This is a genomic window from Archangium primigenium (assembly GCF_016904885.1).
In the GTDB taxonomy this organism is placed as follows: domain Bacteria; phylum Myxococcota; class Myxococcia; order Myxococcales; family Myxococcaceae; genus Cystobacter; species Cystobacter primigenius.
The window spans coordinates 9,403,687-9,426,724 of record NZ_JADWYI010000001.1; the positions used below are offsets into that span (position 1 = coordinate 9,403,687).

Here is a 23,038-nt window from a genome sequence, read left to right on the forward strand (position 1 = left end):
TTCCCGGTACGGTGCCAACGGCCTTGGGGGACACGACCTCCGCGCCCCCTTCCCTGGCCACGTCTCCCCCATAAACTGATTTGAGTGCAAATTAAATGACGGATGTCTGGAAGCGGCTCCTCGCCCGGTGGGCAGGCGGGTCTCTCGGTGGTGGCTGGGGCGTGGTGCTGGCGGTGGTGGTGGGCGTGCTCGTCCCCGGGCCCGAGGCGGCGGCGCAGATCGTCAACGTGCAGGCGCTGTTCGACGAGGCCACCGCGCCCATGGGCTTCTCCGGCACGGCGGACCTGTCGCTGGACTGGCGCACGGGCAGCACCCACCTCATCGCCACGCGGCTGCTCGCCTCGGCGCAGTTGCGCACGCCGCCGCACACGGTGCTGGTGGTGGCGCGGGGCGAGTACAACTTCGCCCGCGACGAGCTGCTGGTGAGCCGCTTCCTCGAGCACGTGCGCTACCGCTACCGGCTGCTGCCGTGGCTGGCGGTGGAGGCCTTCGCCCAGCACGAGCTGGATGCCTTCCGGCGCCTGCGCGCGCGGGCCCTGGTGGGCGCGGGCCCCCGCTTCACGCTCTTCAGCCAGGACGAGGCCTCGCTCGTGTTCGGCGTGGCGCTCATGGGCGAGTACGAGCAGTTGCGCCGGGATGGCGAGGTGGACGCGGGCCAGGAGCGGTTGGACCCGCGCCTGAGCAGCTACATGCTCGGCCGGGTGAAGCTCGCGCAGAACATGAGCCTCGTGGAAACGCTGTACGTGCAGCCCCGGCTGACCTCCGTGCGCGACCTGCGCATCCTCAACGAGACCCTGCTCGTGGTGACGCCCAACGCGCGCTTCACCTTCAGCATGGGCTTCATCGCCGCCTATGACGCCGAGCCGCCCGCCACGGTGTCCCGCCTGGACACCCAGCTGCGCACCTCGCTCGGCGTGAAGTTCTGAGCCCCGCGTCATTTGTCACACGCCACGGAGGCGCACGCGCCCCACATGCCCTTGCGGGCGCGCCGCGCCGATGACTCGAGCGCCTGGAACTCCGAGCGCCGCGTGCCGCCCGCCGGGGGCACGTAGAGCGTGCACGCGTACCCCTCGTGCACGAGCCGCGTGTTCACCTCCTGGCCCTCCACGCTCACGTACGCGAGCAGCCGCCCATACCGGTCCGTGCACGCCTCGCCGTAGCTCAACCGCACCCCGCGGCCCTCCACCAGGGAGCGGTTGAACTCGCGCGCCTCGGCGCCAAAGCAGTCGCGCTTGCCCCCGGTGCTCTCCGGGGTGTCCACGAGCAGGTAGCGCACGCGCTCGCCGCTGTGGAGCACCACCGTGTCGCCATCCACCACGCGCGCCACCACCCCCGCGCCCGGGCCACACGCCGACTCCGGACCACACCCGCCCAGCAGGACGAGCGCGCCCACGAGCCCTCCCCACCCCCTCGCGCTCACGGTCCACATGGACGGTTCTCCCCTCCCGGCGTGCCCCGCTCCCCCACGCCCGGCCCGTAGCGGGCGCTCTCGGGCGCCAGGCACCAGCCCACCTCCGGCGCCGCGCGGGGCACCGTCCGGTGGCGGGGGTCCAGTTGCAGGGACACGCCCGCGACGGACGCGCGGGTCCACGACACCTCGTCGAGCACCTGCCCCTCCAGCGACAGGCGCAGCAGATGGAAGCCCGCGGTGTTGCTCACCCCGAAGGAGAAGAGCGCGAGCACCGAGGGCAGGCCGCCATTGCGCGCGGGGTGCTCCTCCCGCGCGAGGACCGCGTGGGTGCCGGCCCGCATCTCCAGACAGCGCGGCGGCGCGTCGAGCACCGTCCGGCCCGTGCCCTCGTTGGCCAGGGTCACGCCATTGAGGTCCACGTCGCGCAGCGCATACACCTCCACCCACTCGCCCTGGGCATCCGGCACGGTCCTCGGGTCGGCCATCACCTCGGTGAGCAGCAGATCTCCGGGACGGGGCGGCACCCGGCTCCGGGTCTCCCCCGTGCGCGGAGACAGGCACGTCCCGGAGAGGCCCGCGTCCGGCGCGGCCCCGGGCGGACACGGCGGGTTCTCGGCCCCGGGACTCATCCGGAGCCCCCCCTCCGCGGACGCGGGCGAGTCGCACCAGTGCTCGGGCACGTCGTTGTCGACGGCGTCGGGCACGCGCTGGCCATCGAAGATGCGCGAGACCCCCGAGCGCGCCTTGGCGTAGTGCACCTCGTCCACCACCACCTCGCCGCAGCGCAGGCCGAGGCGCCCGCCCGTGTTCGCCAGCGCGCCCAGGGCATCGCCATACGCATGGTCCACCGGGGGCGCTGGCGTCCCGGTCCGCACGTCCCCGAGCACCACGTGGCCGCGCGGCTCCACCGGCACGGACGTCTCGAAGAAGTAGGCCCGCTCCTGAGCCCCGTCCGCGCGCGCCGCGTAGAGCATCAGGCCCCGCAGGTCCACGGCCGCGCGCCCCGGGTTGTACAGCTCCAGCCACTCCCGGCCCGTGTCCGTGCCCTCGGGATCCGGCAGGACCTCGGTGATGACGACGTCGCCGGGACGCCACCCCTCGCACGCGGGCAGGTCCGAGAGCGAGGACGGCTCGCACGCCACCGCCGCCAGGAACAGTCCCATCCCCAGCACGCGCGTCATGGCACGGCCCCTTCCAGCTCCAAGCGGAACAGGTGCTGCGAGGCGGCGGCCCGGGCCAGGACGAGCTCGTACCGCGCGCCAACCCGGGCGCCGCTCGCGAGTGACCAGGCGCCTTGGAGCACGGTGCGCAGGGCCTCGGTGGGCCGCGCGGTGTCCTCGGCGAGCGCGTCGTTCCGCCACCCCACCCGGCCGCTCAGCCGCAGCGCGGGCACCGGCCGCGCCCCCACCTCGCCCCAGGCCTGGCCTTGTCGGCGCAGACCCCCGGGGCTCTTCGCATGACCGACCCACGCCTGCTGGTACTGCGCCGCCACGCTCCAGGACGGGTCTGGCTCGAACCGCAACCGGCCGCCCACGACGTGGCGCTCTCCGGAGCACTCGTCCCGCGCGCCCTCGAAGCACAGGCCGGCGCCATTGCGGCCCAGGTCCTTGTTGTGGTGCTCCACCCACACGGAGGGCCGCCACGCGGCGAGCGCCAGGGCCTCCACGCGCAGGGAGCCCGCCAGATTCACGACGCGGGGCGCGCCCTCCGCCTGGGTCCACACGTCCACCTGCCCCACCCAGCGCCAGGCCTCGTCGTCCGTGCGGTGCAGGTAGCGCAGCCGGGCGCCCCTCTCGTCGCGCGCGCGCGAGCCCTCCCACTCGTCGGCGCTCGCGAGCGGGCGCGCATGGGGATTGTCGAAGCCGCGCCCGTAGTAGCGCAGCGAGCCCTCCCATTGCCGCGCCCGGTCCCCCACGACGACCCGCTGGAGCGCGCCCCAACCGCCTCCCGCCGCGGTGAGGCTCCGGGCCCCCTCCACGAAGACGTCCACCAGGCCCAGGCCCCAGGCCCCATCCAGGCCCACCGCCCCATAGCCCCCGCCCGCCGGAAAGCGGGACGCGACCCGGAAGTCGGGCGTCAGGCCCTCCAGGGTCCACACGGGCCGCGCCCCCCAGGCCGTCAGTCCCAGCCGCGCGCGCGGCGAGAAGCCCACCGCCGCGTGCCCGCCTCCCGCCAGCTCCCGGAAGACATCCGGCAGGGTGCGCGAGACGAAGCGCGCCCGGCCCGTGGGGCCCACGAGCACCTCGGGCGCCGCGCACTCCCGCGCCGAGGCACAGCGCGTGCGGTCGAACAGCTCGGACGGGGCGAGGCTCCGCGACTGGTACGAGCCGAAGCCCGTGAAGGACAGGGACACCGCCCCGCCCCGCGCGCGCACGGTGGCCGCCATGCCCCGGAAGCCCTCCGTCCACCCGAAGTCCGGCGTGATGCGCGCCGCCTCGGGGCCGCACGCCTCCGTCCCCGACAGCAGGCACCGCCGCTCGGGTGCGCCGGGCCAGGAGACGTTCTCGTCGGCCAGGAAGCCATCCGGGGCCGGGCGGCCCGTGGTGTCGAGCGTCAACCGCTGGCCGAAGCCCACCCGGAACGCCCCCACCAGCACCGAGGCCCCCGGCGAGTCCCAGCGCACGTGGAAGCGAGGCGGCCGGAGCCCTACTCCCGGCGGCGTCGCCATCAGGGCCCGGCGTCCGGGCACGGACCGCACCCCCGCGAGCCGCCGCCGGGTGAGCGCGAGCGTGAGACCCGCGCTCAGGCCCCAAGGCCCCTGGCCTCGCGCCTGGAGCAGCAGGGGCGGCACCTCCGCGTCCGCCAGCGCATAGGCGCTCCCCACGCGAAGGCGTCCGGAGGTGCCCGACGCCCGCGGCGCCTCGTCCACCAGGAAGGGCCGCACCTGGCGCAGCCCCTCGGCGGACAGCACGCCCGCCTCGACCAGCGCCCGCGCCGGGAAGCCCTCCGGCCGCGTCCGCCGGAAGGCGATCAGCGCGTCCACCTGCGCCCAGGTGAGTCCCGGCAGGGCATACAGGGCCTCGCGCGAGGCCGTTCGGAGCGACACCCCCGTGCGCAGCAACTCCCGCAGCGCCTCGGCCTCTTCCTCGGGCAGGCGCCCCTCGTCACGCAGCGCGAGCAGGTCCGCCTCGTCCTCGAGGGGCCGCTCGACGGTGTAAAGCTCCGCGTGCGCCCGGGATGCCCCGAGCCCCGCCCCCCACACGCCCCACAGCAATAGACAGACACGTCGCACGTGGCGGCGCTCTGCACGAAGGAGACCACCGGGGCCTCCTCCGAGCGCGCCTGGGCCGGGGCGTCCCGACCCCCACGCGTCCATCCAGGCGGCGGACGCGCGGGAGGGCGCGGACTCAGTTCTTCAGCAGGGTGAAGGTGATGCCCACGGGACGCACGAGCCGCGGATCGGGCGACACCAGCAGGGCGCCCGGCTTGCCCGACGCGGGCAGGGGCGCGTTGGTGCGGGCATCGAAGCGCAGCACGGCGCCGGGCGCGCCCGAGCCCTCCCGGGAGTCGAAGCCCACCGTGTACAGCCGCCGCTGGGTGCCAATCACCAGGCCGCCCAGGTTGTTCGTCGTGGGCACCGTGCCCGAGTAGTTCGTGGACAGCGTGGCCTCGAGCGCCCCCGTCGCCAGGTCATAGCGGCGGATGTCGTTGGCGAAGTCGCTGACGAACAGGTCGCACTCGCCGGAGGCGCTCACGCAGTCCGGGCCGAACACGAGCCCGAGCAGGCTGATGTAGCCCGCGCCCGCGGGAGACAGCTCGGGCTGCTCCACGAACACGGTGGCCGCGCGGGTGCGCGGGTCATAGCGCAGCACCTGGCTGGGCAGGCCCGGGAAGGTGGGCGCGCCGTTGACGGCGATGGTGCCCTCGGTGCTCACGTACAGGAAGCCATCGGGGCCGAGCGCCAGGGCTCTGGGGCCGTTGAGGCCGCCGGGCTGGCCGTTGCCGGTGGCGAACACGTCCACGAAGGCGCCCGTCTTGCCGTCGAAGCGCAGGAGCTGGTCGCTCAGGAAGCTGCTCACGTAGAGCAGGCCGTCCGGACCGAACAGCAGGCCGCAGGGCCGCAGCATGCCGTTGCCCGAGGCGAACGTGCCGAGGAACTGGCCCGTCTGGCCGTCGTAGCGGAGCACCGCGGAGTTGGCCAGGGTGTCGCCGCTGGCCACGTACAGGGCGCCATCCGGACCGAACACGAGCGCGTTGGGCGCCACGAGTCCACCGCTGCCCGCGGGGATGAAGTCGCCGAGGAACTCGCCCGTCTCCTCGTCCAGGCGCACCACGTTGTGGGCCCGGGTGTTGCCCACCAGCAGCACGCCCCGCTCGGACTTCGCGGGAGGCGGCGTGCTGTCACAGGCGGGGCCCAGCAGACACAGCGACGACAGGACGAGGAACGAGGCGAAGCGGGAGAGTGGGTGCATGGCGCGCACCCTAATGAAGGACGCGCCGCCCCGGCACCCCGCGCTCAGCCCACGCTCGGGCTGCCCTGTTGCATCTTGCCCAGCAGCGGATGCGCCGCGGGCTTCTCGGCCTTCTCGGGCGGCGGACAGGAGACGGGCTCGATCTTCATCTCCCGGGCGAGCCGGCGGCCCAGGAAGATGCCCAGGCCCAGGCTCAGCACCAGACCCACGATGGAGGCCACCGTCGTCCACGTCTTGCCCTGGCTCAGCGAGCTGCCGAAGAAGGTGGTGAGCAGCGTGCCCGGGATGCTGCCCACGGCGGCGCCCAGCGCGAGCGGCAGGTAGCGCGCCCCGGAGGCCGACGCCACCGCCAGCATCACGTCCCCGGGGATGACCGAGTTGATGCAGGCGAGGAACCCCACCTGGAAGCCATGCTGACGCGCGGCGCGCTGGAGCCCCTCATGGCGCTGTCCCGCCAGACGCTTCATGGGCCCCTGACCAAAGCGGCTCGCCAGCAGGTGGATGAGCGCCGTGGACAGGAGACTGCCGAGCAGCGAGTAGACGGTTCCCAACAGGGTCCCGAAGAGGATTCCACCCACGGCGGCGAAAAGCTGTCCGGGCAGAAACGCCACGGGCCGCACGCCCAACAGGAGCACGAAGGCCAGGGGCGCCCAATGCCCGAGCGGCCGCAAGTAGGTCGACAGTGTCCTCTGGTCCAATAGCTCCGGGCCCAGCAGACGCACGGCCACGAGAATGCCCACGGAGATACACATGGGGGCGAGCAGCTTCAGCCCCAGCTTCCATTTCCCATCCCCGACACGCTCACGCACGGACATGGCGCAAAGGTGGATGTCCCCCTCCCCCCCGGCAATCTCCTCCCACCAGGCGACCGGCCACCGACCGAGCAGGAACCCATGCGTGGAGTAGAGGACACTTGACGAGAAGTATTGGCCACCGTCGGGGGGACCTTTATCGTGGACGTCCCCCCGCTTTCCCGAATGGTGCCCGCTCCGCATGGGTCACGTGCACATCATCCGCGACTTCTATTCGCCCCAGGAGGGCTTCTCCCGCACGGTGCGCATCTACACGCCGGACGGGTATGACCCGCACTCCTCCCACCGCTACCCCGTGCTCTACATGCACGACGGGCAGAACGTCTTCGCGCATTCCGAGTCCGCCCGCTTCGACACCTGGTGCGCCAACACCGCCCAGGAGCAGCTGGTGGGCGCGGGCCAGACGGAGCCCTGGCTCATCGTGGGCGTGGACTCGGGCATGGGCCGGCTGGACGAGTACTCCCCGTGGAGCCGCGGCGATGCCTACGCGCGCTTCCTCGTGGAGACACTCAAGCCCTACATCGACAACACCTACCGCACGCGCACCGGACCCGAGTGGACGGCCGTCATGGGCTCGTCGCTCGGCGGGCTCATCTCGCTCTACCTGGGCATGCGCTACCCGGACGTGTTCGGCCGCGTGGGCGCGCTGTCTCCCTCGGTGATGTGGAGCGAGTACCGGCTGTTCCAGCACTGGAACGCCCACCCGCGGCGCTGGACGCGCATCTACCTGGACGCGGGCGAGCACGAGTGGATCGACCCGGGCGGCTACCCGCTGCCCTACGGCCAGGCCACGCGCGACTTCCACCAGCACCTCAAGCGGCTGGGGTACGCGGACCACGAGCTGCGGCTGGTGCTCGACCCCCAGGGCCAGCACCACGAGCAGGACTGGCAGCGGCGTCTGCCCTCCGCGATGCAGTGGCTGCTCCACTAGCCCGCGGCTGAGCGGCCCCGCCCGGGACTCCACGGTCCCGGGCGCGAGCGCGTGCTCAGGCCGGTGCCTGCACCAGCCGCACCGCCTCGTGCACCGCCGCCAGGTCCTCGTGGCGCGTGAGGTACATGTCGCTGCCCATGGCGCCGTGGAACACGGCGGGCATCTGCCGGTGCACCAGCAGCGAGCCCCCCAGCTTCTGCACCAGTTCCGGATGCGCGTAGCGGTAGGCGCGTTGGGGCCGGCGCGAGCTGTGACAGACATGGTGGCGCGCGCTGTAGGTAAATCCGCTCAGGTCATCGCCGGTGAGCAGGCGCGCCCAGAGCGCGTACACGTCCGTGTCGCACGTGTAGTTCATCATGTCCGTCATGAAGGCGCCGGGCGGACGCAGGTTGGCCTCGAGCACGACGAACTGGCCATCCGGCAGCCGGAAGAACTCCAGGTGGAACCAGCGCTCGCGCAGGCCGAGCGCCGCCACGGCCTTGCGGCCCATCGCCTCGAGCGCGGGGGGAATCTCCTTGAGGCTCCAGAAGGAGATGTCGCGCTGCTCGAGCACCACCTCCATGACCCCGTCGCTGTACTCGTGGCTGAGCCGGAAGAGGATGTCGCCCTGGCGGTCCACCAGCCCGTCGTAGGTGACGATGGCGCCGCGCACGAACACCTGGGCCACGTAGCCCACCAGCGGCTCGGCGAAGGCGGCGTCCACCTCGGCGTCCGAGCCGACCTTGAAGGTGCGCGCGGCGCCCACGCCCACGTCCGGCTTGAGCACGAGCGGATAGCCCTCGGCCTTGGCGAAGGCCTTCACGGTCGCGGCGTCGCGCGCGGCGATGCAGCTCGGGTGGGGCACGCCCGCCTTCTTGAAGACATCGTGCATGCCGAGCTTGCTGCGCAGGCTGTCGATGTCGTGCGGCCTCAAGCCCGGCACGTTGAAGTCCTCGCGCAGCCGGGCCTCCACGCCGAGCCACGTCTCGTTGAGCGAGTCGATGCGGTCGATGCGGCCGTGGCGCCAGGCGAAGTAGCCCGCGGCGCGCAGCACGGCGTCGTAGTCGTGGAGGCTCGGGGTGAAGAAGTACTCGGAGAGGGATTTGCGCAGGTCCGCGTGGAGCGTGTCGAAGGGCGCGTCGCCGAGCCCCAGGACGTTGACGCCTCGTGCACGCAGGGCGTGGACGAAGTGGATGAACTGCGGCGGGAAGTGGGGGGAGATGAAGACGACGTTCATGGGCGGGCTTGGAGCGGAGAAGGCGTCGACGCGGCGGGGGACCCTAGCGCACTTGTCTGCGCGGCTCACGTTTCGTGCGAGCGCACCCACCCTGGCGGTCCAGGCGGGCGGGGGCGCGGATCGTGAAGATTTCCTGAATGGCCCATGTGCAACGAACCTGTTTCCCCCGCCGGGGGAACGGACCATATCTCTCCTCGTGCCGGAACCTGTTTCGGTCCCAATCGCCGAGGAGTCCCCCATGTTGAAGACCCCTGCCTACGCCGCCGCCGCTCCGAACCAGCCCCTGGCGCCGCTCACCATCGAGCGGCGGGAGCCCGGCCCCAAGGACATCCTCATCGACGTGCAGTACTGCGGCGTGTGCCACTCGGACATCCACCAGGCCCGGGACGAGTGGGGCGGCGGCATCTTCCCCATGGTGCCCGGCCACGAGATCGTCGGGCGGGTGGCCCAGGTGGGCGCCCAGGTGACGAAGTTCAAGGTGGGCGACCTGGCGGGCGTGGGCTGCATGGTCGACTCCTGCCGTGCCTGCGGTCCGTGCGGCCGGGAGCACGAGCAGTTCTGCGAGAAGGGCATGGCCGGCACCTACAACGGCACGGAGATGGACCGGAAGACGCCCACCTACGGCGGCTACTCGTCGCGCCTCGTGGTCACCGAGCACTTCGCGCTCAAGGTCCCCGAGAACCTGGAGCTCGCCGCCGTGGCGCCGCTCTTGTGCGCCGGCATCACCACGTACTCGCCCCTGCGCCAGTGGAACTGCAAGAAGGGCGACAAGGTGGCCGTGGTGGGCCTGGGCGGCCTGGGCCACATGGCGGTGAAGCTCGCCGTGGCCATGGGCGCCGAGGTGACGCTCTTGAGCACGTCGCCCTCCAAGGAGGCGGATGCGCGTCGGCTGGGCGCCCAGCACTTCGCGAGCACCAAGGACAAGTCCACCTTCAAGAAGCTCGCGGGCCAGTTCGACCTGATGATCGACACGGTCTCGGCCGAGCACGACTACAACGCGTACCTGCGCCTGCTGCGTGAGCAGGGCACCATGGTGATCGTGGGCGTGCCGCCCGCGCAGCCGGTGCACGCCTTCTCGCTCATCCAGGGCAACAAGCGGCTCGTGGGCTCCATGATTGGCGGCATCGCCGAGACGCAGGAGATGCTCGACTTCTGCGCCAAGCACAACATCGTCTCGGACATCGAGCTCATCCCCATCCAGCAGATCAACGAGGCGTACGAGCGCGTGGTGCGCAGCGACGTGCGCTACCGGTTCGTCATCGACATGGCGAGCCTGTCCAAGCAGTAAGGGGCCGTTGTAGGAAGGCCCTCATGGCCTTCACCCCGCTCAATGCCCTGAACGCCTACCTCGCGGTCGCGCGCCGCCGCAGCTTCGCGGCGGCCGCGGCCGATCTGGGCGTGTCCCCCTCGGCCTTGAGCCAGTCGGTGCGCCAGTTGGAGAAGCGGCTGGGCGTGTCCCTGCTCATGAGGACCTCGCGCAGCGTGTCGCTCACCGACGAGGGCCAGCGCCTGTTGGAGAGCGCTGGGCCCGCGGTGGACCAGGCGCTCGAGTCGCTCAAGAAGGTCACGGCGCGCACGGAGGAAGTGACGGGGCGCATCCGGCTGTCGGTGCCGACCTTCTCCGTGCCGCAGGTGGTGGCGCCGCTCCTGCCGCGCTTCCTCGCGCGCCATCCCCACGTGGAGGTGGACGTGCGGGTGGAGGACCGCTTCGTGGACATCGTGACGGAGGGCCTGGACGCGGGCATCCGCTTCTCGGACGCCATCGAGCGGGACATGGTGCAGGTGCGGCTGTCCGGGCCCGCGCGGTTCATCGTGGTGGGCGCGCCGGGCTACCTCGCGCGCAAGGGCACGCCGGAGAAGCCCGAGGACCTGCTCGAACACGAGTGCATTGGCATCCGCTCGGCGACGACGGGGGGCCGCTACGTGTGGGAACTGGAGCGGGGGAAGAAGACCTGGCGCGTGCCGGTGCAGGGCCCGGTGGTGACCAACGACGTGGGGCTGATGCGCTCGCTGGCCGAGGAGGGCCTGGGCCTGCTCTACACGTTCGAGTCGCAGGTGGCGGCGGAGCTGAAGCGGGGCAGCCTGCGGGTGGTGCTCGAGCCCTACGCGGCGCTGGTGCCGGGCATCTACCTCTACTACCCGAGCCGGACGCAGGTCTCGCGGGCGCTCAAGGCCTTCGTGGCCGTGGCGCGCGAGATGGCGGCGGAATGGAAGGACCAGGCCCGTTAGATGCGATCCGCTCTGATTCTCTGGACGGCCCTGATGCTCATGGGCTGCACCCTGGAGTCGAGGGGTCGCCACTGGAACCCCATCTCCACCCAGGTGATGGCCATGGCGAGTCCATCGCCCATGACCGTGCGGGCGGTGTCGGGTGGCGCGGTCCGATGGGATGCCTTCGAGTACCTGCTCGCGCTCTCGGGGCTGGACGCCACTCGCGCCTCGATGCCGCGAGGGAATGTCCTGTCACCCCAGGAAGCATCACGACTCCTGGCGGACCTGTCGCGCCAACCCGTGACGACACGGGCCTTCCCGCCCCGACTGGCGCTCGGCCACCTGCTGCGAGAAATCCTGGAGAGCGGTGAAGTCACACGCGAGGAACTGCTGCGCCGTGTGGAGCGATTCAAGCACGTGGCGGTGTTGCGGCCGGATGGACGCTTGGCCTGGGCTCTCGATGGACGCACGCAGCAAAAAGTCGGACCCGTGGAGTGGAAGGAGGACGCCTTCCTCGCGGGACCTTTCAAACTGGGCCACTTCTACGTCAGCAATGGCTCGGTCTTCCGGCAGGCGGACGTGCATCTGCGTCCCATCGAGGGGCCACCGCTCGCCGAGGTCCATGACGATGCCGACCTCATCAACCAGACGATGGATGGCACGCAGGAAGCCTTCATCGAACTGGTACACGCCCTCGGTCAATGGGTCGTCCATCCGGTGGACAGCCTCGAAAGCCTGAGACACCTCCCGGCGGGAGTGAGCGCGCTCATCGCCACGTCACCCGAGTACCGCGAGCGCTTCCGGAACATGACCCGAGGCGAGCAGACGAGGGCATTCGCGAGGCTGACGACGAACCTCCTCGCCACCTTCGGCACGGCGGGGGGCACGACTCGGACACTGACGCGCGCGGTGAGCGGATGGGAGGCCACTGTGCCCATCCTGTCGCTCTCACCCGAGGGCCTGCTGCTGGTGGAGCGAGTCGCGGTGCCCGTGGGAAGGGTAGCCACGGTCCTGAGCGGCGGGCCCGGCGCGGCGCTCATCCTCCATCGCGCGAACGAGGCCGGACAGGCATCCGCGCCGCCTGCGGGTCCGGGACAATGGGCCCCCGCCGAGGAGTCCATGTCCGCCCGAGCCCGGGCCTACCAGGAGCAGATATCAGGACACTCGGCGCATGAGGCCTACTGGGTCGGCGGCGTGGGCCGGAAGAGCAAGGGCGTGCGCTTCGATGGCTTCAAGGACGGCGTGCTGCTTGAAGCCAAGGGGCCCGGCTACGCCAACAAGTTCCTCGAGAACCTTGAGCCCAAGAACTGGTTCAAGTCTTCTGGCGCGAAAGCCCTCGTCGACCAAGCCATTCGACAGCTCAATGCCGCCAGGTCGACCAAGACGCCTATTCGATGGCACATCGCGGAGGAGAAGAGCGCCGAGGCCATCCGGTTCCTCTTCAGGAGAGAGCAAGTGTTCGGCATAGAAATCATCCATACACCCGCGATTTAAGGACACTCAGCAAATGCCCGACACGTTCAAGAGAATCGACTCATACATCGCCGGTGCTTACTGGGGTGCTCGAAAGGAGACGCCAGAGGAGTGCGCCCTCCGCGCGGAAAAGTTTCTGAAGGCCATGATCAACATTGACCCGGCCTTCGCGCGCTGGTTCCAGCAGGGCAAGTCCCGCAAGGATGCGTTGAAGCGCGTCATCGAGCCATCGCTGCCATCCCTTGAGAAACTGATCCGACGGGGGAAGGATCGATTCTTCGACGAGATTGGGTACTCGGTCTGGGCGTGGAATGGGGCACTCGACGACTACGACGCGAGCGGGTTCAACTTCTGCTGTGGCGGGTATGGCGAGGTGCGGTCCAACCGCTGCGTGCTCAATCTTCCGACCCGAGGACCCAATGCGGAGCGAGTCTTGTCCGCGCCTGTCCTCGCCGAAGTCGTCCGGAGCATGGCGCTTGCTTGGGAACCGGAGACCGCCATCGCCACCTCGACCATGCACCGCGACACGATCTCCGCCACGGGAGTCGCGGGAACGTACATGAGTTGGGTGATGTACTTCCCGCGTGAGCAAGGCACGGTCCCGCCACTGCCCGCCCCCGTTCGCATCGAGCCCGTGGAGGACAAGGGAACGCTCGTGATCCTCACGCCCGAGAAATTGACTGCGGACAACCCCGAACACATCGATCTCGCCCAGCGAGTGCATCCCCTGCTGGAGAAGGCGGGTCTTCTACGAACCGTGTCGTCCTGACGCGGGCCCAGGATTGCCCTTGAAGATGGGAACAAGCCGATCTCGGACTTCCTGGATATAGGCAGTGAGGCCTGTGTCGACCCCACGCGCGGACAAGGTCGCGAGAGGTGTTTCCTCGAGACAGGCGCACTCGCGCACCCGCTTCGGATCTTCATCTTTCGGAATCAGCGCTTCCAAGACCCGCTTCACATCCTTCTTGGAGCCGCGTGTACTTGGATCCAGGAGGTGCGCCTCGAGAACAGGGTGGAGAGAAAGTCGCTGTCGCTCACCGTCCAAGCGCTTCTCTTCCTCCTTGTTCCTCGGATCGAATCCATTCAGCACCCAGCACTCTCGCTTAGCCTCAGCCAAGCCAATGATGACAGGGAAGGGTCCTTTCCATTCATCCCGGGCCTGTTCGAGTCCGATGCGCCGCTCGGGTTCGGCATCACTGTCTCGCATCAGGACCACGGCATCCGGGCATCGTGCGGACGCAGCCATGAGGAGAAGCGCGCGTCGCGCGGCATGTGCATCAGGAGCCCCGGGCCGACCATCGAATCTGCCGAAAACGCCCTTGAGTCCCGCAGTCTGGAATTCCTTACCAACAGAGCCCCACCCCAAGAAGTCCGCGCCCATCGTGGCCCCTCGCCACTTTCGGTAATCCTCCAAGTTCTTGTGGGTTATCCAATCTACTTCTTCAAGGAGCACCCGATCCGCGAGTCCACACGCAGCTTTCTGGTCTGCCGGAGCCTCGCAGACGATTCCGAATTCGAAGGCGGCGTCACTCATGGCCCTTGGGCGCCTCCGCATTCTCCACCCACGACTCGCCCACGGTGCTCCAGAACTCACCGGGGCTCATCATGTCCTTCCAGCGCTCGAATTCGGGATGGGCCGTGAGCTTCTCGCAACGCGCGAAGCCGTTCTCGGAAAGGAAGGCCATCCGGACCTCCTCGGGCCTGAGGTAGTTCAGGATGAAGGGCGAATGGCTGGTCGCGACGATCTGTAGCTCAGGGTCACGCTCTTGGAGCTTGCGCAGCGTCTCGACGAGTTTTCCCTGCGCCACGGGATGAAGGTTCAGTTCGATGTCGTCCAGCAGCACCAACCGCGGCTTTTGGGGACCCATCAAGACCGTCAGGAGTCCGAGGACCATCAAGGTGCCTTCACCCGCCGAATCCGCGGCGACCCCCTTGGCTCCCCTCATGTCCAAGATCACCTTGTTCCCCCACAAGGTCCGCTGCTCGGAGGTCCGATGTTGCTGTTGCTCAAAGGAGAGCGTCCTGAGAGCGGTTTGCTTGACCTCCGCGCGCTCGATCCGAATGCGCCGGACCGCGGGAACAATTTGTTTGAGTGCCAGCTCGATTTCGTCGAACACCTCATCCTGGCTCAGCTTCAAGTAAGCGAGGACGGAGGCAAGGCCTTCTCCGTTGCCAGCAATGGCGGGGACTGGATCCTCGCTGTACGCCGCCGCCGCCAGGGCATGCGATTCAAAGCGCAGGATCGAGGTCGAACGGAGCAGGCCCATGAACTCACCTATATCGACCTGCAACTTCACCAGGGGACGCACTTCCATCCCGTTGGTGAACGAAAATGCACTCCCCTGCCATTGCCCCTTCACCACTGCATCCGGTTTGTCGGGCTCACTGGTGATGCTTACAGAACCAGGAACGCCCTTCCAAGAGCCCGACAAAGCCAACTCTATCGGACTACTCGTGCCGTACGAATTCAGTGCGGAGAGTTCTGATGCACTTGGCAGGAGGTCGGAAAATGCAGCCCAACCCGTTGCGAGCCGCAGGCCCTGCAACAGCGTCGTCTTGCCAGACGCGTTGGGACCCACGAGCACGGTGAGCCGCTCCAGGTCCAGGTCGAGCGTGCGGTATGCCTTGAAGTTGCGGAACGAGACCTTCTGGATCACGACTGCCCTCCCTCACGAGGTGCCTGAATACACCGCGGCCCCGCCCCCGGGACTCGGGAGAGGGGCCGTGGGAATCTGCTCGGCTCAGCTCTTCTGCAGCGGCCGGTAGCGGATGCGGTGCGGCTCCAGCGACTCGGGCCCCAGGCGCTTCTTCTTGTCCGCCTCGTAGTCCTCGAAGTTGCCCTCGAAGAAGAACACCCGGCTGTCTCCCTCGAACGCCAGGATGTGCGTGGCGATGCGGTCCAGGAACCAGCGGTCGTGGCTGATGACCACCGCGCAGCCCGCGAAGTTGAGCAGCGCGTCCTCCAGGCTGCGCAGCGTCTCCACGTCCAGGTCGTTCGTCGGCTCGTCGAGCAAGAGCACGTTGCCGCCGCTCTTGAGCATCTTCGCCAGATGCACGCGGTTGCGCTCGCCGCCCGACAGGTCCTTCACCCGCTTCTGCTGGTCCTGCCCCTTGAAGGCGAAGCCCGCCAGGTACGCGCGGCTCGGCATCTGCCCCGCCCGGCCCAGGTCCAGGTGATCCAACCCCCCGCTCACCTCCTCGAACACGCTCTTGTCCCCGGCGAGCGCGTCGCGGCTCTGGTCCACGTACGCGAGCTTCACCGTCTCGCCGATGCGCAGCTCGCCCCCGTCCGGCTTCTCCACGCCCGTGAGCATCCGGAACAGCGTCGTCTTGCCCGCGCCGTTCGGCCCGATGATGCCCACGATGCCGCCCGGCGGCAGCTTGAAGTTCAAATCATCGATGAGCAGCCGGTCGCCGAACGCCTTGCGCAGGCCCTTGGCCTCCACCACCAGGCCGCCGAGCTGCGGCCCGGGCGGAATCGTCACCTCGCCCGTGGGGTCGCGCTTCTCCTGCGTCTGGTTGAGCAGCTGCTCGTAGGCCGCGATGCGCGCCTTGCTCTTGGCCTGACGGGCCTTGGGCGACGCGCGCACCCACTCCAGCTCCCGCTTGAGCGTCTTCTGCCGCGAGCTCTCGGTCTTCTCCTCCAGCTCCAGGCGCTTCTGCTTCTGCTCCAGCCAGCTGGAGTAGTTGCCCTTCCAGGGCACCCCCTCGCCGCGGTCGAGTTCCAGAATCCACTCGGCCACGTTGTCGAGGAAGTAGCGGTCGTGGGTGATGCAGACGATGGTGCCCTTGTACTCCTTGAGCGCCTGCTCGAGCCACGCGACGCTTTCGGCGTCCAGGTGGTTGGTCGGCTCGTCGAGCAGCAGCAGGTCCGGCTTCTCCAGGAGGATGCGGCAGAGCGCCACGCGGCGCTTCTCACCGCCGGACAGCTTGGACACGTCCGCGTCGCCGGGCGGCAGGCGCAGCGCGTCCATGGCCATCTCCAGGGTGCGGTCCAGCTCCCAGCCGTTGCTCGCGTCGATGGCGTCCTGGAGCCGGCCCTGTTCGGCGAGCAGCTTCTCCATGGCGGCGTCGTCCATGGGCTCGGCGAACTTCGCGCTCACCTCGTTGAAGCGGTCGAGCAGCACGCGGATGGGCTTGAGGCCCAGCTCCACGTTGCCCTTCACGTCCAGCGAGTTGTCCAGCTGGGGCTCCTGGGGCAGGTAGCCCACGCGCGCGCCCGGGTCCGGCTTGGCCACGCCGAAGAACTCCTTGTCCTCGCCCGCCATGATGCGCAGGAGCGTCGACTTACCGGAGCCGTTCGGACCGATGACGCCAATCTTCGCGCCGGGGAAGAAGGACAGGTAGATGCCCTTGAGGATGTCCTTGCCGCCCTTGACCTTGCGCAGGTCCTGCATGGTGAAGATGAAGTTCTGGGCCATCGTGCTTTCTCTCGCTCCTGGGACGACGCGGGGGGGAAGGGGGACGCAGGGGGGCGGATACTAAGGAGCCACGGCGGGCGCAAGACGCTCCCCGTCCGTCTGCCCGGACGCTGACGTCCAGCGTCATCAAAACGATGAGCCCGCGTCCGGCGGGGGTGCTAAAGGCCCTCCCACCATGTCCTCGCCCCCCGCGCTGGAGCTCCAGGGTCTCACCAAGACCTATGGCGACAAGCACACCGCCCTGTCCGAGGTCTCCCTGAGCATCCGCCCCGGGGAGATCTTCGCCCTGCTGGGCCCCAACGGCGCCGGAAAGACGACGCTCATCGGCTCGGTGTGTGGGCTGGTGAAGAAGACGCGCGGCAAGGTGTTCGTGTTCGGGCAGGACCTGGACGTGGACCCGGTGAAGCCGCGCTTCCAGGTGGGGCTCGTCCCGCAGGAGATCAACTTCGACCCCTTCTTCACGGTGGCCGAGTCGCTCTACATCCAGCAGGGCTTCTACGGACAGCCCCGGGACGAGGCGCGGGTGAAGGAGGTGCTCACCGCGCTCAACCTGCAGGGCAAGGCCAACGCCATCACCCGCGCGTTGTCGGGCGGCATGAAGCGCCGGCTGCTCATCGCCAAGGCGCTGGTGCACCGGCCCAAGCTCGTCTTCCTGGACGAGCCCACCGCGGGCGTGGACGTGGAGCTGCGGCGCGACCTGTGGACGTACGTGCGCCGGCTCGCCGCCGAGGGCACCACCATCGTGCTCACCACGCACTACCTGGAGGAGGCCGAGGAGCTGGCCGACCGGGTGGGCGTCATCAACGAGGGGCGGCTGCTCCTCGTGGAGGACAAGGTGACGCTGCTCAAGCGGCTCGGGGAGAAGCGGCTGCTCGTGCAGTTCACCGCGCCCGTGAGCGCGCTGCCCGAGGGCGTGCGCCAGGCGGGGGCCACGCTCTCGCCGGACGGCCTGCGGCTCACCTACCCCGAGCGCGAGGGCAGCCAGCCCGGCGGCGACATCCTGCGCACGCTCTACGTGCAGGGCCTGCCCGTGGGCACCGTGGAGACGCGCAACTCCCGCCTGGAGGACATCCTCATCGAGATCCTCCGGGGTCGGCCCGCCGCCGCGCCCACCGCCTCGCCCGCCTCCACCACCCCCGGGGTGACGTCATGAACACGCTTGGGATGAAGACCCTGCTGGTGAAGGAGATCCGCCGCTTCATGCGCGTGCCGGGTCAGACCATCCTCTCGCCGCTCATCAGCACCTCGCTCTACTTCCTGGTGTTCGGCTACTCGCTCTCCGGGCGGGTCCACGAGGTGGACGGCGTGCCCTACCTGCGCTTCATCGTGCCGGGGCTCGTCTTCATGGGCCTGGCGAACAACGCCTTCCTCAACAGCTCCTCCTCGCTCTTCATCACCAAGATGCAGGGCACGGTGGTGGACCTGCTCGCGGCGCCCTTCGGCCCCTTCGAGCTGATGACGGGCTTCATCGGCGGCGCCATGGTGCGCGGGCTCATGGTGGGCGTGCTGACCTGGGTGGTGGCCGGCTTCTTCACCGGGGCGCACGTGGAGCACCCCGTCATCACGCTCTTCTTCCTGGTGCTGTCCTCGTACACCTTCAGCGTGATCGGAATTCTCGCCGCCGTGTGGGCGGACAAGTTCGAGCAGGTGAACTTTTTTCCGACCTTCGTGATGACGCCGCTGACCTTCCTGGGCGGCATCTTCTACTCGGTGCGGGAGCTGCCGGCGCCGTGGAACCACGTGAGCCTGTTCAACCCCATGGTCTACATGGTGGAGGGCCTGCGCTACGGCATGCTCGGGCGGAGCGGGTTCCCCGCCGGCACGGGCAGCGCCATCCTGGTGGGGGTGGCGCTCGTCTCCACCGGCCTGGCCTGGGCGGCATTGCGCTCTGGATACAAACTCAAGGCCTAAGGCTCACTGGCTGACTGCCTGCCTGGTCGGCGGGACGAGGAGTCCGGCCCACTATTCGCGGATTCTTGGAAGCCGCGTTATCGTGGTGCGTCATGTCGGTGTCGCTCGGGAAATACCAGCTGCTGAGGAAGATCGCGGCCGGGGGAATGGGCCAGATCTTCCTCGCGCTGGAGCGCAACGCGGGCATCGAGCGGCTCGTGGTCCTCAAGCGTGTGCTGCCGCACCTGAGCCAGGACGAGGACTTCCTGGAGATGTTCCAGGAGGAGGCGCAGCTGGTGGCGGGCCTGCGCCACCCCAACCTCATCACCATCCTCGAGTGGACGCAGCTGGAGGACCGGCACTGCCTGGTCATGGAGTACGTCCAGGGCGAGGATCTGCGGCGGCTGGAGAAGTTCGCGCGCACGCGGAGTCAGAGCCTGCCGGTGGGGCTGGCGCTGCGCATCGTGGCCGAGGCGGCCGCGGGCCTGCACTACGCGCATCAGGCGTGTGGGCCGCAGGGCCAGGCGCTGCAGTTGGTGCACCGGGACGTGTCGCCCCAGAACATCCTGGTGGGCTTCGACGGGGGCGTGAAGGTCATCGACTTCGGCGTGGCCAAGGCGGCGGGCAGCGCGTCGCACACGGCGACGGGCGTGCTCAAGGGCAAGTACCCGTACATGTCCCCGGAGCAGGCCAACGGACTGCCGGTGGATCCGCGCAGTGATCTGTTCGCCCTGGGCGTGGTGCTCTGGGAGCTGCTCACCGGCCGGCGCCTCTTCAAGGGCGAGTCGGACATGATGACGCTGCGGCTGGTGCGCGACTGTCAGGTGCCCCCGCCCTCGCAGCTGCGGCCCGCGGTGACGCCGGAGCTCGACGCGCTCGTGCTCAAGGCGCTCGCGCCGGTGCCCGAGCAGCGCTTCCCGGACTGTGGCGCCTTCCGCCTGGCCATCGAGGACTTCCTGTTGCAGCAGCGCATGCCCGCCAGCACCGCGCACCTGTCCGCCTGGCTGCATGAGGTGTACGCCGAGCGCATCGCGCTGGAGGCCAACCCCGCCCATCTGGATCAGCTCACCGAGGACAGCGATCTGGATGCGCACTCGAACCCCTCGCGCAGCACGACCCAGCGCTCGCAGTCCCAGTCGCTCGTGCCCGCGTCGGGGGGCGGCCATACACCCTCGCGCTCCGGGCCGACGCCGGACACCCACCACACGCGCAGCGTCCAGGTGGAGCTGCCCCGGCGCCGGCTGTCGGCGGGCCGGGTGGGGACGGTGCTGGGGCTGATGCTGCTCATGGCCGGCGCCGCGGTCATCCTCCTGCGGCAACAGGCGCCGCCCCCCCCCGTGGCCGTCACCCCGCCCCCAACCCCCGCGCCCACCGAGCCGCCTTCGCCGCCCCCCGCGCCGCGACCCGTCATGCTCACGGTGCGCTCGGAGCCGCCGGGGGCCCAGGTGGAGGTCAATGGCCAGAGCTCCGGACGCACGCCGCTGGACATGCCGCTCGCCGCGAACGCGCCGCCCCTGACACTGGCGCTGCGGCTGGAGGGCTACGAGCCCGCCTCGCGGCGCGTGTCGCCCGAGGACGCGCCCGAGGTCTCCGTGCGGCTCAACCCCAAGCCCGCCGCCCACAAGCCGCCCCGGCGGGCGCCGGCGCCGCGTCCGCCGCCGGCGCTCGACATCAAGATGGGCCGCTAGGCGCGCGTCGCCCGTGGCAGCCGGAGGCTGAACGTGGAGCCCTCGCCCAGCGTGGACTGGGCCGACAGCGAGCCCCCGTGCAGCCGCGCGAGCGCCGAGGCGATGTAGAGCCCCAGCCCGTGTCCCGCCCCCTCGGAGCCCGAGGCGCGGTGGAAGCGCTCGAAGATGTGGTGCACCTCCGCGGCGGAGATGCCCTGACCCCAGTCGCGCACCTCGATGACGACCAGGCCCGGGTGCGGCGTCACCCCCACCTCCACGCGCCGCGACTCGCCCCCGTACTTCACCGCGTTGGACAGCAGGTTGTTGAGGATGTGGCGCACCCGCTCGGCGTCGAAGGACAGCTCCACCCGCTCCCCCGCCCCCTTGAGCGAGAAGGTCACCTGGGGCTGCAACTCCCCCCACTCGCGCACCACGCCGCGCAGGAACGCCGCCAGGTCCCCGGTCTCCGGGCGCAGCACCATCTTGCCCTCGGACAGCCGCGCCGCGTCGAGGATGGAGGACACCAGGGAGTTCATCCGGTCGATCTGCAGCAGGATGGCCTCCGTGTACCGGCGCTCGTCGTCGGTGGCCTCGGCCTGCCGGCGCAGCAGCATCTGGGCGTTGAGCCGCGCGGAGCTCAGGGGCGTCTTGATCTCGTGCGCCACCCAGTTGAGCATCTCCTCGCGCAGGGAGGCGTCCAGGGTGGACTCGGCGTGCTTCTCCCGGGCCTTGGACGGGGGCGTGGCCTCCGGGGAGGCGTGCTCGCGCAGCATCCGGAGCACGGCGTTCTCGAAGGTGTTCAGGTCCACCGGCTTGGCCAGGAACAGGTCCGCCTCGCCCCGGCCCTCGGGCGTCGCGGCGCTCAGCAGCAGGAAGGGCACGTCGCGCAGCCGCTCGTCGGCGCGCAGCGCGCGCAGCAGCTCCATGCCCGTGCGCCGGGGCATCATGTGGTCGCTCACCACCAGGTCCGGCCGCTCCGTGCGCGCGAGCATCAGCGCCTCTTCGCCGTTGGGGGCCCGGAGGACACGGTGGCCCAGGTCCTCGAGGATCTGCCCGAAGATGTCGAGCATCGCCTCCTCGTCCTCCGCGATGAGGATGAGGCTCATTGATCCACTCCACCAATCGCCGTGCCCAGGGGCTGGGCCTTGCCCGTGAGCAGGCCCTCCGCCGAGCGCAGGGGCTCGAGCACCCGGATGCCGGTGTCGCTGATGTCGAACTCCCGCAGGTTCGCGTCGTAGCGGCTGTCGCGCATCTTGAGGATGGACAGGATGCGGTGGATGCGGCCGCGCAGCTCCACGTAGCGCAGGAGGATGACGTTCTCGCCCAGCAGCGCGACGGGCGAGTCATTGAAGTCCAGCTCCGTGCCGGAGATCTTCGACACCTCCTTGGTGAACAGGGACGTCACCCGGCGCTCGCGCAGGTGACTGCTGAACGCGGCCAGGAAGACGCGCCGCCGCTCCACGTCCGCCACCGCCAGCTCCAGCTCCGTCAGCCCATCCAGCACGAGCCGCTGGATGCCCAGCCGGTCCACGTCCGCCAGGATGCGGTACACGATGGCGTCCGCCTCCCACTCGGACGGGGGCAGGTGGATCATGCGCAGCATGCCGCCTTTCAGGACGTCCTCCACCTCCAGGCCCACGCGATGGGCCCGCTGGAAGAGCACCGCGGGCGTCTCGAAGAAGGAGACGAACAGCGTGCGCTGCCCATGCCGGGCGCCCTCCGTGGCGAAGTGCGTGGCGAGCAGCGTCTTGCCAATGCCGATGCTGCCCGCCAGCAGCGTGGTGCTGTGCGCCGGCAGCCCGCCCAGCATCAACGCATCGAACTCGGGCAGGCCAAAGCCCATGCGCTGGGGCGGGGGCGCCTCGTCCCGGGGCGTCAGCGTCTCGGACTCCAGCCGCGGCACGACCGACATGCCCCCGGCGCCAATCTCCAGCAGGTGCTCGCCGGTGAAGTGGCGCTGGCCCCGCAGCTTGACGATCTCCAGCCGCCGCAGCCGGCGCACGCCCCTCCGCTGGACGCTCACGGAGACGATGCCGTCCACCGTGGTGGCCTCTGGCAGGGCCAGCAGCTTGTCGAGCCCGTACTCGGTGGTGAACAGCCCGATGCAGTCCATGGCGGCCAGGCCAATGCCCAGCTCGTACAGGAACTCGCGCAGCCGGGCCTCGTCCTGCCACAGGTCGCGGATGGAGCGCAGCCCGTCGATGAAGAGCAGCTTCGCGCCCCGCTCGCGCACCGTGCGCAGCAGCACGTCCCGCGCCTCCTTGGCGCCCTTCTTCAGCGACGCGTAGGCGCTCACCAGGAAGAAGTCCTCCCCGAGCAGCTCCTTCTTGAAGAAGGCGAAGTCGGAGAGCGACTGCATGAGCTTGTCGTGCGGCTCGGAGGTGACGGTGGCCACCACCACGGGCACCCCCCGCGCCGCGGCGCTGAAGGCGATGTGGCTGCACAGGATCGTCTTGCCACAGCCCGGCTCCCCCGTGACGATGAGGGACTGACGTCGGGGGATGCCACCCCCCAGGACGCGGTCCAGGTTCGGGATACCGGTGGGAAACAGCCGCGACCCGGTCTCGGAGTCAGTCATCCAGTGCGTCCTCGAC

At 69.7% G+C, this 23,038-nt stretch carries 20 protein-coding genes; 9 read left to right on the plus strand and 11 right to left on the minus strand.

The window, feature by feature from the left end; all coding sequences use genetic code 11:
• Positions 1-95: 95 nt before the first annotated feature.
• The gene (locus tag I3V78_RS38515) at positions 96-926 is read left to right on the plus strand and encodes a DUF481 domain-containing protein (protein ID WP_204496180.1); all 831 of its coding nucleotides are present in this window, start codon (positions 96-98) and stop codon (positions 924-926) included.
• 8 nt (positions 927-934) lie between these two features.
• On the opposite strand, the gene I3V78_RS38520 is transcribed toward I3V78_RS38515, so the two are convergent.
• From I3V78_RS38520 to I3V78_RS38540, 5 genes are all read right to left on the minus strand, one after another.
• Positions 935-1,429, minus strand: a complete 495-nt coding sequence (locus tag I3V78_RS38520) for a thermonuclease family protein (protein WP_204496183.1) — start codon at positions 1,427-1,429, stop codon at positions 935-937.
• A complete protein-coding gene (locus I3V78_RS38525) occupies positions 1,417-2,592 on the minus strand; it encodes a lamin tail domain-containing protein (protein WP_239577003.1) in 1,176 nt (391 codons plus the stop codon). Before I3V78_RS38525 ends, I3V78_RS38520 begins: the two co-directional genes overlap by 13 nt.
• A complete protein-coding gene (locus I3V78_RS38530; protein ID WP_204496186.1) occupies positions 2,589-4,643 on the minus strand; it encodes a hypothetical protein in 2,055 nt (684 codons plus the stop codon). Before I3V78_RS38530 ends, I3V78_RS38525 begins: the two co-directional genes overlap by 4 nt.
• Before the next feature lie 115 nt (positions 4,644-4,758).
• Positions 4,759-5,823, minus strand: coding sequence for a Vgb family protein (locus I3V78_RS38535; protein WP_204496188.1), 1,065 nt, complete (start codon positions 5,821-5,823; stop codon positions 4,759-4,761).
• 44 nt (positions 5,824-5,867) lie between these two features.
• Positions 5,868-6,638, minus strand: a complete 771-nt coding sequence (locus tag I3V78_RS38540) for a TVP38/TMEM64 family protein (protein WP_204496190.1) — start codon at positions 6,636-6,638, stop codon at positions 5,868-5,870.
• Positions 6,639-6,816: 178 nt separating this feature from the next.
• On the opposite strand from I3V78_RS38540, the gene I3V78_RS38545 reads away from it, so the two are divergent.
• The gene (locus tag I3V78_RS38545) at positions 6,817-7,566 is read left to right on the plus strand and encodes an alpha/beta hydrolase (RefSeq protein ID WP_204496193.1); all 750 of its coding nucleotides are present in this window, start codon (positions 6,817-6,819) and stop codon (positions 7,564-7,566) included.
• Positions 7,567-7,621: 55 nt separating this feature from the next.
• On the opposite strand, the gene I3V78_RS38550 is transcribed toward I3V78_RS38545, so the two are convergent.
• The gene (locus I3V78_RS38550) at positions 7,622-8,782 is read right to left on the minus strand and encodes an ATP-grasp domain-containing protein (RefSeq protein ID WP_204496195.1); all 1,161 of its coding nucleotides are present in this window, start codon (positions 8,780-8,782) and stop codon (positions 7,622-7,624) included.
• A 238-nt stretch (positions 8,783-9,020) separates the two neighbouring features.
• Here I3V78_RS38550 and I3V78_RS38555 point away from each other — a divergent pair, with 238 nt between their 5' ends.
• From I3V78_RS38555 to I3V78_RS38570, 4 genes are all read left to right on the plus strand, one after another.
• Positions 9,021-10,070: an NAD(P)-dependent alcohol dehydrogenase gene (locus I3V78_RS38555; protein ID WP_204496197.1), complete on the plus strand. Its 1,050-nt coding sequence runs from the start codon at positions 9,021-9,023 to the stop codon at positions 10,068-10,070.
• 23 nt (positions 10,071-10,093) lie between these two features.
• A complete protein-coding gene (locus tag I3V78_RS38560; RefSeq protein ID WP_204496199.1) occupies positions 10,094-11,011 on the plus strand; it encodes a LysR family transcriptional regulator in 918 nt (305 codons plus the stop codon).
• A gap of 120 nt (positions 11,012-11,131) precedes the next feature.
• The gene (locus tag I3V78_RS38565; protein WP_239577006.1) at positions 11,132-12,487 is read left to right on the plus strand and encodes a Tox-REase-5 domain-containing protein; all 1,356 of its coding nucleotides are present in this window, start codon (positions 11,132-11,134) and stop codon (positions 12,485-12,487) included.
• 13 nt (positions 12,488-12,500) lie between these two features.
• Positions 12,501-13,235 (plus strand): immunity 52 family protein, encoded by a 735-nt coding sequence (locus tag I3V78_RS38570; protein ID WP_204496202.1) that lies wholly within the window; start codon positions 12,501-12,503, stop codon positions 13,233-13,235.
• On the opposite strand, the gene I3V78_RS38575 is transcribed toward I3V78_RS38570, so the two are convergent.
• From I3V78_RS38575 to ettA, 3 genes are all read right to left on the minus strand, one after another.
• Positions 13,215-14,000, minus strand: a complete 786-nt coding sequence (locus I3V78_RS38575) for a hypothetical protein (RefSeq protein WP_239577008.1) — start codon at positions 13,998-14,000, stop codon at positions 13,215-13,217. The two genes, I3V78_RS38570 and I3V78_RS38575, sit on opposite strands and share 21 nt — an antisense overlap.
• Positions 13,993-15,123: an AAA family ATPase gene (locus tag I3V78_RS38580; protein WP_204496204.1), complete on the minus strand. Its 1,131-nt coding sequence runs from the start codon at positions 15,121-15,123 to the stop codon at positions 13,993-13,995. Before I3V78_RS38580 ends, I3V78_RS38575 begins: the two co-directional genes overlap by 8 nt.
• 84 nt (positions 15,124-15,207) lie before the next feature.
• On the minus strand, positions 15,208-16,887 hold the full coding sequence (gene ettA / locus I3V78_RS38585) for an energy-dependent translational throttle protein EttA (RefSeq protein ID WP_204496207.1): 1,680 nt from the start codon (positions 16,885-16,887) through the stop codon (positions 15,208-15,210).
• 175 nt (positions 16,888-17,062) lie between these two features.
• Between ettA and I3V78_RS38590 the strand changes: the two genes are divergently transcribed.
• From I3V78_RS38590 to I3V78_RS38600, 3 genes are all read left to right on the plus strand, one after another.
• The gene (locus I3V78_RS38590; RefSeq protein ID WP_204496209.1) at positions 17,063-18,040 is read left to right on the plus strand and encodes an ABC transporter ATP-binding protein; all 978 of its coding nucleotides are present in this window, start codon (positions 17,063-17,065) and stop codon (positions 18,038-18,040) included.
• A gap of 11 nt (positions 18,041-18,051) precedes the next feature.
• The gene (locus I3V78_RS38595; protein ID WP_239577011.1) at positions 18,052-18,798 is read left to right on the plus strand and encodes an ABC transporter permease; all 747 of its coding nucleotides are present in this window, start codon (positions 18,052-18,054) and stop codon (positions 18,796-18,798) included.
• A gap of 92 nt (positions 18,799-18,890) precedes the next feature.
• On the plus strand, positions 18,891-20,465 hold the full coding sequence (locus I3V78_RS38600) for a serine/threonine protein kinase (RefSeq protein ID WP_204496213.1): 1,575 nt from the start codon (positions 18,891-18,893) through the stop codon (positions 20,463-20,465).
• Here I3V78_RS38600 and I3V78_RS38605 read toward each other — a convergent pair.
• Positions 20,462-21,550, minus strand: a complete 1,089-nt coding sequence (locus tag I3V78_RS38605) for an ATP-binding response regulator (protein WP_204496216.1) — start codon at positions 21,548-21,550, stop codon at positions 20,462-20,464. The two genes, I3V78_RS38600 and I3V78_RS38605, sit on opposite strands and share 4 nt — an antisense overlap.
• A complete protein-coding gene (locus I3V78_RS38610; RefSeq protein WP_204496218.1) occupies positions 21,547-23,022 on the minus strand; it encodes an ATPase domain-containing protein in 1,476 nt (491 codons plus the stop codon). The genes I3V78_RS38605 and I3V78_RS38610 overlap by 4 nt, the downstream gene beginning before the upstream one ends.
• Positions 23,023-23,038 lie beyond the last annotated feature (16 nt).